Raw genomic sequence first — 12,880 nt, 5'->3', positions numbered from 1 at the left:
CCTTTTTTGCAGTCAGTCTTATTTTTTGGCGTGACTTTTCAAGACATCGGCGACGAGACCGGATACATACGGGCTGCCCCGGTCTTCTTGCTCGACCGATTCGATCATGATGGCGACGAGCAAATCTTTTTTGTCATCATCGTAGCCGACGAAAAAGCCGTTTTCTTGTCCGTTTTCTTCGCCTGCTTTTTTCAGTTCTGCCGTTCCGGTCTTACCAGCGACCTTCACTTCTGGAATGTCCGCCGGGAGCGGGAAACCGGCATGGACGACGTCATAGAGGTCGTCCCGGATCATGGCGGCGTCTTTTGCATCAAGCAGGTCTTGTTTCCAGACCTGCTTGGTTTTTTCGTCTGTCAATAATGTCGGTCGGTAGATAATACCGTCTGTCAGGAAGATTTCATACATCGAAGCGAGATGCAGAATGTTCGTCAACATCTGTCCCTGTCCGTAAGACGTGTCCATCAGCTGACCGTCGGAAGCAATCGAGCCGTCGTTTGAAATTTGCGATGCCCGCATCGGATAGGTGAAGGGAATCTTTTCTCCATAGCCCAGCGCCTGAAGACCCGACGTAAACGTTTCTGTTCCAAGCTGCTCGAGCGTCGACTTCGCAAAATAGACATTATCCGAGTAAACGAGCGCATTATGCAGATTAACCGGATCGGGTGTCTCGTGGATTCGGGTGACATTAAAGCCGTCGACCTTGGTTTTTAACCCGTCAATCGTATACGCTTGTTCCGGATCAAGCGTTCCACTCTTTAAGCCGACTGCTGCCGTCAACGGCTTTTGGGTCGAGCCGGGGGCGAAGGCACTCGTAAAGCGGTTCAAGAGCGGTTGATCGGGATTGTTTGTCAATGCATCGAGTCGCGCCTGTGAAATGCCGGTCGTAAACTCGGACGGATCGAAGCCGGGCGAACTGAGAAGAACCCGGGTCTCGCCGGTCCGTGGATCGATTGCAGCGGCAGTCCCCGGATCCTCTTTCATCGTCTTATATGTCTGCTGTTGCAGCGTTCCGTCAATCGTCAGTTGGATGTCCTGTCCGTCCTTTGCTTCGGTTTCTGCTACGTCAACGGTCGAATCATCCGGTTTGATGATTTCGATTCGGGCACCGGACTTGCCGCGCAACGTCTCATCGAGTACTTGTTCGAGTCCCCGTTTTCCGACTTGTTCTCCGGGTTGAATCGTTTCCTTGGATTGTTTGATGTCATCAGCAGTCGCCGAACCGATGTAGCCGATCAAGTGTGACGTTGCTTTACCGAACGGATACGTGCGGACTTCCGTTTCTTTGACGGTGACACCATCGACTTGTTTGAGTCGCGTCAGTTGTGATTTGTCATCCGCCGCAAGCGTCTTCAAGGGAACAAATTGTCCGTCCTTGACCCAACTGGCGCCGAGTGCATCTTCGATGGCAGAGACGGGACGGTCAAGCAGTTTGGCAAGTGTCGAGAGATCGTTAACCTGTCCTGCCGTGGCACCGACTTGATAACCGGTACCCGTTGTTGCCAGAGGACGATCGTTTGAGTCGAGCAGGTCACCGCGTTTTGCTTCGATCGTCGTTAACTGGACCTTGTCCTCTTTCTTAAAATCCTTCAAGACAAACGACGAATCCCAGTTGATGTACCAGTTTTCCGCATCTCCTTGTTTCTCGAACGTTAACGGAACTTGTTTTTCATAAGAAACCGGTCCTGCTATCGTCTCGAAGGAAATTTCGACAGGGAGAGCGGCCTTGTCTTGATCATCGCTTTCCGGTGACTTCAGGCGTTTGACGGACAGTTCTTTGATGTCCAACGAGTCGGTTAATTTTTTCGTTCGTTCAATGAACTCTTTTTTACCGTATGTTTGTTTGGTTTGTTCACTGGCGTAATCGGCATACATCTTGTCATAATCTTGTTTCTCCCATAATTTAATATAGGCATCTAATCGTTCTTCAGGAGTCGGTTGATCCTGGCAACCAGCAAGGATCGTCAGCGCGAAACTGGTCGAAAGGATAAGCGGGAGCGTCTTCTTCAAGGGAAATCCTCCTTTTACGATAAGTATGTCTTACCACCGTATCATGCTTTGCGCAGGATTTCATCTCGAACGAACGACAAAAAACCTCACGCGAAGACAAAGCTTCGTGTGAGGAAAGTTCCGTTCTTAATTAAAGTAGTTCAGAGGGTTGACGCTGTTCGCAGCAGATGAAGCACTGTAAACATAGTTTCCACGGTGCATTTCGAAATGCAGGTGTGACCCGAACGAGTTACCGGTGTTGCCGATGTTACCGATGCGTGAACCTTTGGCGATTGTTTGACCGACAGACACCGCGCGGCTGCTTAAGTGAGCGTAAACTGTCGTATACGAAAGACCGTTTACCGTATGTTTCATCATGATATGGTTGCCGTACGCGCCGTAATAGCGTGATGTGATGACCGTTCCGGAAGCCGATGCGTAAACCGGTGTTCCTGTTGGAGCCGCGATATCGATTCCATTATGGAACGTATAGCCATAAACACCGCTGGCTGCACCGTACCCTTGAGCAATCCGACCGCTGGCTGGACGTGAAAATCCGCTTGTTGCTTTTGATGATGTCGTCACGCTGTATTTTTTTGCATATGTAGAAGAGATGTAACGTGCCGTACCACCATACGAAATTTTTGTCCATGATCCGGAAACACCAAGATAGTTGAATGTCTGACCGCTGTTGACGCTGCCGACAACTTTATAAGCAGTCGAAGGACCTGTCCGAACCCGTAAACCATCAGCTGTTACTTTTACTTTGTATGTTGTTGCCGCTTCAACTTTTTCAGTGCCTGTTGTAGCGAAACCAGAAACCACCAGTGCTGTCATTGTCATAGTTGTAATCATGCGTTTCATGTAGAAGTTCCTCCTAAAGTGTGAAAGGCGACGGACGATTATGTAAGGGAACAAGACCCTTTCAAAGTTGTAAGATATCAGGCGTATGTAAGTAATATGTATAAATATTTTCTTGATAGAATGATTATAGCATCGCGAATAACACAAAAATATTTCAGTTTCATTGCAAGGTTATCGTTGTATAACATATATTGTAATGGGTATTTTTTCAATCTAAATATGAATTTATTTTCTTTAAAATAAAACAAAAACTGCTATTTTTTAAAAATAGAACAGAAACAAGCCGCTGATTTATTTCAGCGGCTTGTTTAAGGCAATCGTTTATTCTGTGATGGGTGAAAAAACAGTCAAATGTTGTGGTAACACTTGGACCGTCACCGGAAGATGGCCGGCTGTATCTCCATCCGCGTTGATCGGAAGCCGTTCTTTCGAATCGACGTGAACTTGAGAGGTCGTAAAGTAGTCGACTTGATCGGCATCTGAGATGTTTCCAGTCAAGAGTTTTGGTAAGGCTTGTAACGCATCAAAGAAACCAAGCTGTTTGACGATGAACACATGCAACAATCCGTCATCAACGCGGGCGTCCTTGGCGAACGATTCGAAACCGCCAACCGAATTGGTCAAGGAGATAATCAGAAGCGGCGTTTCACCATCAAACGATTTTTCCTCGGCTGTTAATTGGATTGGGTAGGGGCTGTGGTCTTTAAACGCTTTTAATCCTTCAATGAAGTAAGCGACAGAACCGAGGGACGTTTTTTGCTCGACACTCACTTCCTCGACCGCTTCGGCGATTAAGCCGACAGCAATGACATTCATGAAGTAGTGATCGTCATACTTGCCGATGTCGAGTGGACGGGAAGGAGCATCTTCCAAAACGCGGATCGCCTCTTCTGCCTCTGTCGGAATATTTAAAGCACGGGCCAAATCGTTTACCGTGCCGAGTGGAACGATTCCGAGCGTCGGCCGATGATCTTGTTCGGCAATTCCGGTGATGACTTCATTGACCGTCCCGTCACCTCCCATGGCGACGACGGCATCGTATTGTCCGAGTGCGGCCTCTTTCGCGAATTCTGTTGCGTCGCGTTCTTTTTCTGTAAAACGAACATCGACTTCCGTAAAACGTTGCGCTAACGTTCCTTCTGCGAGTTCGGCATGTTTTTTGCCAAGTTCTTTACCGGATGACGGATTGATGATGAGCATGACTTTTGACACAAATGATTCCTCCTTTGATTCTACCTGTTCCTATTTTCCCAAGATTGCATAAACGTAATCCTGAACAGAAAAAAACCTTGGACATTACGGAAGGCGTAACGTCCAAGGCGAGACATACAATTAGCGGCGCGCAATCGGAGGCGGTGATGCTTCTCCTGCTGCAGGACGGACGGCTTCTTCTTCATCCCAACACTCTGTGTTTTCAATGCCGAGTGCTTTTGCCGAGAAGACCGGATCAAGTCCTTTTTTCCGTTGTTCCTGGTAATCGTTGATGACTTTGAGGGCGATGCCGCCTAAGAGCGAGATCGCTGTTAAGTTGATTAACGTCATACCGGCCATGAAGAGGTCGGCGAAACTCCAGACCATACCGAGGCTTAAGACAGAACCGATGAAGACGAAAGCCATCGTTGCGATTCGGAAGCCGAACACAGCGGCCGGACTCTTTTTGATGAATTCGATGTTCGTTTCACCGTAGTAGTAACTGCCGACGATTGAACTGAACGCGAATAAGAAGACACAGATTGCGATGAAGGCAGGAGCGACGGCACCCAGTTGTTCACCTAATGCGTTCTGTAACATCGCGATTCCTTCGCCGTTACCTGTCGCATAACTGTCACTGAGAAGAACGATGGCAGCCGTTGCGGTACAGACGATCAATGTATCAAGGAAAACACCAAGTGTCTGCAAGAAACCTTGTTTTGCAGGGTGGGAGACTTCCGCAGCTGCTGCTGCGTTTGGTGCAGACCCCATACCGGCTTCGTTTGAGAACAGACCACGTTTTACGCCGAGTGAGATGGCTGCTCCGACGGATCCGCCAAATGCTTGTTCAATTCCGAACGCGCTCTTGAAGATCATCGCGAAGACGCCAGGAAGTTCCGTGAGATTCGTGACGACGACGAAGAGAGCAGCGATTAAATAAAGACCTGCCATGACAGGAACGACGATGGCTGAGAATTTCGCGACGCGGTGGACACCACCGAAGATGACGAGTCCTGTCAAGACGACCAAGATACCACCGATGACAGCTTTGTTGATTCCAAAGGCATTGTCAAAGGCTGCAGCGATCGTGTTCGATTGAACCGAGTTGAAGATCAAACCGAATGTGACGGCGATTAAAATCGCGAAGACGATTCCAAGAGCACGATTTTTTAGTCCTTTTTCAATGTAGTAGGCTGGACCTCCGCGGTAAGCATTGTTTTTTGTATCGCGGACTTTGTAGACTTGAGCCAGTGTACTTTCGATTAAAGCAGTGGCGCCTCCGACTAAAGCAACCATCCACATCCAGAAGACGGCACCTGCACCACCAAGCGTGATGGCGATGGTAACACCGGCCAGGTTACCGGTTCCGATTCGTGTAGCGGCACCGATGAAGAACGATTGAAGCGATGTAATGCTTTCTCCTCCATCATCTGTCGTTTTTTCATTTTTATCGAGCGTCACTCGGAACATTTCTTTTAAGTACCGGAACTGAATGAACTTCGTCCGAATCGTGAAATAGATGCCGACCCCGATCAGTGCTGCGATTAAGATATAAGACCATAAGATGTTGTTCGCAAAATCGACTCCTGATTGTATTGCTTGTTGAAAGGCATCCATTTGAAAAATTCCTCCTAAAGTTTTTTGGTAGAAAAAATAGCTATACGTTGAATTATACGAATTTTCAGACAATATGCAAGATAAATTTTAAAACTTTTTTTCGTAGATTAATTTGGTTAACTATTTAGAAAGTAGAGAATTTGAACTGTTTTTGAAAAATAAAAGAGACCTGCCGACTAAATCGACAGGTCTTAAAAGCACATCATTTAGGAGGAATGACTCATTCCGAAGCTAAAAATTGTTCGTATTGCACATCGAGCTGTTGGACAAGTTGTTCACGGACAGAAAAAAGTTTCATCGTCTCTTCATAATCCGTCGTTTCAGCAAGTTGCCGATCAAGCATCGTCAGTTCCTGTTCCAATCGTTCGATCGTCTCTTCTACTTGACGTGTTGTCTGTACTGGAAGAGAAGGAGAGGGTCGTTTTTTGGCGGAAACGACGTTCTTCGGTATTTTGGCGACAGGCGGCTGTGTTTGCCGTTTGGTTGACGCATAGGCATACGGACCGGGAAACAACTCCATCGTCTGATCAAGCCAAAGAGTCTTCGTAAACAGCCGGTTCAAGAAATAGCGGTCGTGCGAAACGGCAATCAATGTTCCGTCAAATGATTCGAGTGCTTCTTCGAGCGCATCACGTGATTCGATGTCGAGATGATTGGTCGGCTCATCCAAAATCAGTACGTTCAAATCGGAGTGGACCAGAATCGCGAGCATCAGCCGCATGCGTTCACCACCACTTAACGCCTCGATCGGTAAGAAGACCCGGGGGCCAAAAAACAAGAACTGGGCGAGACGCTGTCGCGCCGTTCCTTCATCGAGATTAACGGTCGCGCGAAAAACGTCGATCAAACGTTCACCGGGCGGGAAGTCAATGCGTTGCGACAGATAGCCGATTTTGACTGACGGTCCACGCGTAATCAGACCGCTTGTCGGTTCAAGATGGCCTAACAGGAGATGCAATAGTGTGGATTTTCCGCTGCCGTTTGCGCCGACGATGGCGATTCGATCTTTTGCCGAAATCTCAAAGTTTAATGAATGAAGCAACGGTTGTTTAGAGAAGGCGATGCTGACATCCTCGACGCGGTAAACCATCCGGCTCGTTTTTCCATGTGTTGCAAACGCAAGGTCGGGGGTCTCGGCGTCAAGCTTCGGGCGTTTGATCCGTTCAATCCGTGCAAGTGCCCGTTCCATCGATTTTGCTTTTCGAAACAGTTTTTCGCTTGGTGGTGACGCTTCGTTTGCCCATTGCCGCAGACGGCGGATCGCTTCCTTCATCTGCTTGATCTTTTTCTGTTGTTCCTGATAAGCATGGAATTGTTCAAGTAGAAGGCGTTCCTTTTCCTTCACGTAAAACGTGTAATTTCCCTGGTACAGCTGAATCTGACCTTCCTCCAGTTCAGCGATGCGCGTGACGACCGCATCAAGAAAGACACGATCGTGGGAGACGATCAGGACAGCCCCGGCATAATCGGCTAAAAAGGATTCCAGCCACTCGACGGCGTCTAGATCGAGATGGTTCGTCGGTTCGTCGAGGATCAACAATTCCGGCTCGGTCAACAACATCCGCCCGAGGCAGATTTTTGTCTGTTCGCCGCCGCTGAGCTGCTCAAACGGACGGTCCAAAAGGGCATGCAGCTGCAGGCCGTTAATCATCCGGTCGATTTTGGAATCCAGCAAATACCCGCCTTGGCGCTCAAAAGCTTCCGTCTCCTGCGTGTAGCGTTCGAGCAACTGTTCGATCTGATCGGTTTTTGTCGCCATGTCCCGTTCGATTTGTTGCAGGGAGTGTTGTAAACCGACAAGCGTGGCGAAGGCAGTCCACAGGACATCACGCCCCGTCATTACGTTGTCGAACACGGGAAGTTGTGCCAAATAACCGATGGAGAGCCCGCTTTTTTGATAAATCGTTCCGCTGTCTTCGGAATCAAGCCGGGCAATCAGACGTAAGAGCGTCGTTTTACCGCTTCCGTTTCGGCCGATCAAGCCGATCCGGTCTTGGTGCTCGATAAAGAGGGAGACGTCCGTTAAGATATCGTCGCCTCCGAATTGTTTTGTCAGGTGTTGGATGTCGCAGATCATCATATGAAATATCCTCTCTGGCGCATCAAAAAAGGAGAGCGCAAACAGCACTCTCCTTGACTCGTGGAAGATGCGCTTTGCTTTATTTTTCAGGTATTGGGTTCGTTAAAAAAGGGCAGACTAGTCCCTTAGAACGCCATTCCATGAAAAATCACGCGCAACAGATACAGTTGTTCCATCAACCAATGCTTACACGCAGCAAAACCCATGTCTTCACACCACCTTTTCCGATTCAATACATCTATTTTACCATGCCTGACAGAAAAGAAAATGCTAATTTTTTATTTGAACAAGCCGGCAATCGAGTTGAAGAACGCACTGAGACCATCAAACAACTTCGCAAAAAATCCTTTTGTCTCTTCTGAGGTCGCGAAGGCCTGGATATCTTGTCCGGCATCTTTTAGACCACTCTCGATTTGACCCCAGTTCAGGTCCGCTTGTTCCATCTGATTAAACAGTCCAGTCAACCGGTCCATCTGAGCATCGGATAAATTGATGTTATTGTTTTGGATGACTTGGACGATGACGTTTTCAATCTCGACCTTCGTTTCCGGCTGTTGTTTCGCGATTTCCGCTTTGATTTCATTCATCAAGTCGGCGACCTTATCCGTCCCGACCGTTTTCCCGACATCGGATGTCACAGAGAGTTCTTGCTGGGCAAGGTCTTTTCGTTCATCTGTCAGTTTGATGCCCGTCTCGGCAGATGTTTGATCGTACGCCTTCATGATTCCGGTCAAAGCCGAAGTTCCGGTTACCTTATACGGGGACGTGATCGTGATGTCCGCATCCGTTACACCCGCCGTGACAAGGGCGTTGAGGTACATGTCTTTTGTGACCCAGGTAATGTTTTCGGTTGCGACAGATAATCCATCGCCTTTTTCCGCCAACTCAATTTTAGCGGAAGAGTACATGCCGCCACCCCGTTGTGATTGCGGAATGTTTTTCCCGAGATATTTTTCTTCATCGGCAGATGTGGCGATAATCGGGGTGATGCCTTCCGGTGCATTCAAACGGGACAAGACCCACGATTTATCCTTTGCCCCAAGGGATTCGCCAAGGGTGACGATTGTTTTGTCGACTACTTGTTCAGCAGATGCGGCCGTCGGTAGCAATAAGGTCGTAGCAAGTAAAGCAGATGCCGTCCATGTGATTGTTTTATTCATAAAAGTTCCTCCATAAGTTAAGTATCAGGTACTAAATTTAGTCTAATCGACCGGCGACAGAAGAGAATCGGTCTCAAGGACGAGCCGTCATCCACCTTCCGTCATGTTCATTGTACAAAAAAAATGAGCGAAATGACGAGAAAGGGTCAATTCCACATCAAATCATGATAAACTCAAAACAAATCAAATAGCGACCACTAGGGGAGTCAGTAGGCTGACTGAGACGACGGAGACGTTCGGACCCTTTGAACCTGATTAAGTTTGGACTTACGGAGGGAAGTGGCGTGGATGATCCTCTTTTTATGGTCTTTTCACGTCATGCCTGACATCGGGTGTGGCGTTTTTTGATTAACAAAGGGGGAAACGACATGACATTCAGTGAAGAAATCCGGCAAGCGGCACAACAGTATTGGGACAGCAGCTTTAGCCATCCGTTCGTCACAGGGATCGGAGACGGCACTTTGCCGCTAGCGAAGTTTCGCCATTACGTCCTGCAAGACGCCTATTACTTAAAACATTTTGCAAAAATCCAGGCCCGCGCTGCTTCGAAAGCCCAAGATTTTGCGACGATCGCTGAACTGGCGGAGCATGCGACATCGACCTATGCCGCAGAACTCAGTCTGCACCAATCGTTTTTTGAACCGCTTGGAATCTCAAGCGAGACGCTGGCTGAGTTCGAACCGGCACCAACGGCTTATGCTTATGTGTCGCACATGCATCATGCGAGTGAAGGGACACTGGGGGAGACGATTGCTGCCATTTTACCGTGTTACTGGCTTTACTATGAAGTCGGACAGCAGTTACAAGGCTGTACGCCGGATTCTCCAATCTATGCGCAATGGATTGCGACATACAGTTCCGAATGGTTTGAACGGGTCGTCTTTGAACAAGTTGATCGTCTGAATGATTTGGCGGAGCGGGCAAGTGCCGAAGAACGGGAACGGATGAAACAACATTTTGTCAAAAGTTGTTATTATGAATTGATGTTTTGGCAGATGGGCTGGACGGAAGAGACGTTTGAAAAACAGTACATGCAGACGATGGAAATCCCATCATCGAAGTAAGGAAAAACGTTTAAATCAACAAACACCGGATCCGACGACAATCGAATCCGGTGTTTGTTGTCTAAAAAAATAACTCAGCTGTGTCGTTCAATCAAATCCGCCAGACGTTGTTTGACGGCAGTCGGATTGGTTAAATCCTGATTGGATAACGAAAGTTTTGTCATCGTCTCGTCCGTACCGGCCATTTCACTGAACAGTGAACCAAGGCTGTGGGCACGGCGGTCGATCTGGACGACGATATCGATGCCTGACCGGTCTTGCAACAGGATGACTTCGATTTCGTCCAGTTTATGGGCATAATGAGTGCCGCGAGCTGAATACTCGAGTTCTTGCGCAATCGGCAGATCTTTCCGGAAGCGGCCCGGCAATTTCTCTGTATCGGCTTTCTTTAAGCGGAATCCGAGGTCTTCCATCGCTTCAAGGATAACCGATTGGTAGTCATTGGCTTTGACGACGACAGCATCGTGGTCAGAAGGGTCAACCGCCTGCGCGATATCAAGACCCGTTTCGATCCACGACTTGGATTGGCTGACGGAGAGCGGCGTATTGAACGGTACTTGGAGCGTGAACGGAATTTCACGTTCGACACCTGCTTCAATCGTAAACGGAGCTTCGTTTAACGCAAACCGATCCAGTGTGAATGTCGTGAATGCCGTACTGTCGCCGACTTCTTGTTTGTATTGGGTATTGAAGGCGAGATAAATCCGGGCGATTTCCTGATCGACGCTGCCGCCTTTGATGTGGACGACGCCCGTGATCGTTCCACCGGGTTCACAGTGATCTTGTTCGAGTCGTGTATCGACCGTTGCGGCACCGATGCCGATTTGTGAAAGAATTTTTTTGAACATGTTGTTTTCCTCCTAAAAAATGAAGTATGAGCACTGAACAATAAAGCTTGCTTGCTTGTCGAACGCGGGTGAATTTGCTACAGTTTCGAAAGACCAAACAAAAAAGGACGGGACGATACGTGGAACTAGACCAATTAAAAGACCTGCTTATCAAAAAACTGCAGGCAACTTCACTCATACACGCGACGATTAGCGGTCCGCGCCAAAAATCAAACGATCTGCGTCGAATCAAGTTAAAACCGATTCTACTTAGAGATACGTATGCAATCCAGTTAGAGTTTCAACATGAACGGATCATTAAGCATGAGAATTTAAGTATAGAAGAATTTATTTTGCGAATGGACGATTATTTTAACGAATTTCGTCAATTTTTATTCCGTTTCGAGACGGAAGAACTTCAATTCCAACTGTCGAAGAAGATGAAAGTCTCGCTGAAGACGACGGTTAAAGAACCGGTGCAGGCGGAACTGTCGCATAACCGGAAAAAGAGTCATTTGCTCGAAGACGGCATTCCGGTTCCTTTCCTGATTCGGCTTGGTGTCATGACGGAAGACGGACAAGTCAAACGGCAAAAATACGACAAGTTCAAACAGATCAATCGATTCCTGGAATTTGTCGAAGACAGTATCGCGGTTTTGCCGAAAGGACGGACGCTACGGATTTTAGATTTTGGATGCGGGAAGTCGTATTTGACATTCGCTTTGTATCATTATCTGAAAGTCGTCAAAGGATTTGATTTAAACATCACCGGTCTTGATCTCAAAAAAGAAGTCATCGAAGAGTGTACGGCGATTGCCGCCGATCTTGGATATGACGATTTGACGTTCCGAGTCGGCGATGTCCACGATTACGATCAGGAAACAGAAGTCGATTTGATGGTGACGCTGCATGCCTGTGACGTCGCCACCGACGTCGCTCTCGCCCGGGCAGTGGATTGGAACGCCTCTGTCATTCTCAGTGTCCCGTGTTGTCAAAAGGAACTGAACCGTCAGTTGGATTGTTCACCGCTCGACGTGATGCTCCAGCACGGCTTGATCAAGGAAAAGTTTGCCTCACTCGCAACGGATTCGATTCGTGCCGAATTATTGTCACTCGTCGGCTACGATACACAGTTACTTGAGTTCATCGATCTGGAACATACACCAAAAAACGTGTTGATCCGAGCGTATAAAAGTCAAAAACAACCGACTGACGAAAAGATTGAGCGTTACGTGGCATTCCGGGATCTCTTGCAGGCAAAACCGTTTTTGGAACGTGAATTGAGCGGCAGACTTGGACAGATTTCATCGAAACTCGTACAATAAAGAAGACAACGATTTTAAAGGGGGAACAAATACAATGGATTTCCAAATGTATTTTGAAGATGTCGTTCAGACGGCACGTAAAGAAGCAGCAGCAGCCGGCTTTGAAGAACTAACAACGGTCGAGAGTGTCGATGAGGCGATGAAACGCGAAGGACTGACACTCGTCCTCGTCAACTCGGTGTGTGGATGTGCTGGCGGCATCGCACGTCCGGCAGCCGCTTACATCAACCGGATGGAAGGCGTCAAACCGGATCATTTCGTCACGGTATTCGCAGGACAAGACCGGGAAGCAACAGACCGGGCACGTGAATACTTCGAAGGGTATCCGCCGTCATCACCATCATTCGCATTGATGCAAGACGGAAACATCTTGTCGATGGTCGAACGATTCGACATCGAATCCTTCTCGGCGGAAGAAGTCGTCGAGAAATTAGAATCACTGATTGAAATCTACGCTTAATGTGTGATGAAGAAGAGACCGACTCCACTGTCGGTCTCTTTTTTATCGTTCGGTTGAATTCAGATAGAGAAAAAAGGACTATCTACAAATAAATGTAAGCGCTAACAATGATTTTGATTAATCATAAATGATGAATAAAAAAGATTTTTATGCATTATTTCAAGATTTTTATGCTTTACAATGAATAAATATTCGTATATTCTAAAAACAATAAATCAGGTCAGGCTTTTTAGTATTGAATTAGAAAAAAACATAAGTCATACTATTGTTAAAGTTCTGACAATTGAGCGTTGGAAGGGGAATTTA

Annotated in this window: 10 protein-coding genes and 1 riboswitch; of the genes, 3 read left to right on the top strand and 7 right to left on the bottom strand. The window is 47.5% G+C overall.

The annotated features are described in order from the left end of the window. Positions 1-18 precede the first annotated feature (18 nt). The 6 genes from P397_RS0112240 to P397_RS0112210 form a co-directional block, all read right to left on the bottom strand. A complete protein-coding gene (locus tag P397_RS0112240; protein ID WP_028106738.1) occupies positions 19-2,007 on the bottom strand; it encodes a penicillin-binding transpeptidase domain-containing protein in 1,989 nt (662 codons plus the stop codon). A gap of 126 nt (positions 2,008-2,133) precedes the next feature. Next, a complete protein-coding gene (locus P397_RS0112235) occupies positions 2,134-2,850 on the bottom strand; it encodes a peptidoglycan DD-metalloendopeptidase family protein (RefSeq protein WP_026833534.1) in 717 nt (238 codons plus the stop codon). A gap of 321 nt (positions 2,851-3,171) precedes the next feature. Beyond that, positions 3,172-4,062, bottom strand: coding sequence for a diacylglycerol/lipid kinase family protein (locus P397_RS0112230; RefSeq protein WP_028106737.1), 891 nt, complete (start codon positions 4,060-4,062; stop codon positions 3,172-3,174). 120 nt (positions 4,063-4,182) lie between these two features. Continuing rightward, the gene (locus P397_RS0112225) at positions 4,183-5,658 is read right to left on the bottom strand and encodes an alanine/glycine:cation symporter family protein (protein ID WP_028106736.1); all 1,476 of its coding nucleotides are present in this window, start codon (positions 5,656-5,658) and stop codon (positions 4,183-4,185) included. 220 nt (positions 5,659-5,878) lie between these two features. Further along, positions 5,879-7,738 carry a ribosomal protection-like ABC-F family protein gene (gene abc-f, locus P397_RS0112220; protein ID WP_028106735.1) on the bottom strand — a complete coding sequence of 620 codons (1,860 nt, stop codon included), beginning with the start codon at positions 7,736-7,738 and terminating at the stop codon, positions 5,879-5,881. Between the two features lie 278 nt (positions 7,739-8,016). Further along, positions 8,017-8,898: a DUF1002 domain-containing protein gene (locus P397_RS0112210; protein ID WP_026833530.1), complete on the bottom strand. Its 882-nt coding sequence runs from the start codon at positions 8,896-8,898 to the stop codon at positions 8,017-8,019. A 189-nt stretch (positions 8,899-9,087) separates the two neighbouring features. Next, a riboswitch (TPP riboswitch) is annotated at positions 9,088-9,193 on the top strand. 73 nt (positions 9,194-9,266) lie between these two features. Between P397_RS0112210 and tenA the strand changes: the two genes are divergently transcribed. After that, positions 9,267-9,962 (top strand): thiaminase II, encoded by a 696-nt coding sequence (gene tenA, locus P397_RS0112205; RefSeq protein ID WP_028106734.1) that lies wholly within the window; start codon positions 9,267-9,269, stop codon positions 9,960-9,962. A gap of 74 nt (positions 9,963-10,036) precedes the next feature. Here the strand turns inward: tenA and P397_RS0112200 are convergent, their stop codons facing one another. Next, complete coding sequence (locus P397_RS0112200; protein WP_026833528.1) at positions 10,037-10,810, bottom strand: sporulation protein; 774 nt, start codon at positions 10,808-10,810, stop codon at positions 10,037-10,039. Between the two features lie 119 nt (positions 10,811-10,929). On the opposite strand from P397_RS0112200, the gene P397_RS0112195 reads away from it, so the two are divergent. Next, the gene (locus P397_RS0112195) at positions 10,930-12,114 is read left to right on the top strand and encodes a class I SAM-dependent methyltransferase (RefSeq protein WP_028106733.1); all 1,185 of its coding nucleotides are present in this window, start codon (positions 10,930-10,932) and stop codon (positions 12,112-12,114) included. Positions 12,115-12,148: 34 nt separating this feature from the next. Then, entirely contained in the window at positions 12,149-12,574 is a 426-nt protein-coding gene (locus P397_RS0112190; protein WP_028106732.1) for a BrxA/BrxB family bacilliredoxin, read from the top strand. Positions 12,575-12,880: the final 306 nt, after the last annotated feature.

Origin of the sequence: Exiguobacterium undae DSM 14481, assembly GCF_000620805.1 — a bacterium.
Taxonomy (GTDB): Bacteria; Bacillota; Bacilli; order Exiguobacteriales; family Exiguobacteriaceae; genus Exiguobacterium_A; species Exiguobacterium_A undae.
Note: the sequence above shows the minus strand (reverse complement) of the source record. Positions and strands in the feature narration are given on the sequence as shown.

Coding starts and splice junctions, on each gene's coding strand:
- P397_RS0112235 (WP_026833534.1), bottom strand. CDS start 2,850: ATGAAACGCATGATTACAACTATGACAATGACAGCACTGGTGGTTTCT.
- P397_RS0112225 (WP_028106736.1), bottom strand. CDS start 5,658: ATGGATGCCTTTCAACAAGCAATACAATCAGGAGTCGATTTTGCGAAC.
- abc-f (WP_028106735.1), bottom strand. CDS start 7,738: ATGATGATCTGCGACATCCAACACCTGACAAAACAATTCGGAGGCGAC.
- P397_RS0112210 (WP_026833530.1), bottom strand. CDS start 8,898: ATGAATAAAACAATCACATGGACGGCATCTGCTTTACTTGCTACGACC.
- tenA (WP_028106734.1), top strand. CDS start 9,267: ATGACATTCAGTGAAGAAATCCGGCAAGCGGCACAACAGTATTGGGAC.
- P397_RS0112200 (WP_026833528.1), bottom strand. CDS start 10,810: ATGTTCAAAAAAATTCTTTCACAAATCGGCATCGGTGCCGCAACGGTC.
- P397_RS0112190 (WP_028106732.1), top strand. CDS start 12,149: ATGGATTTCCAAATGTATTTTGAAGATGTCGTTCAGACGGCACGTAAA.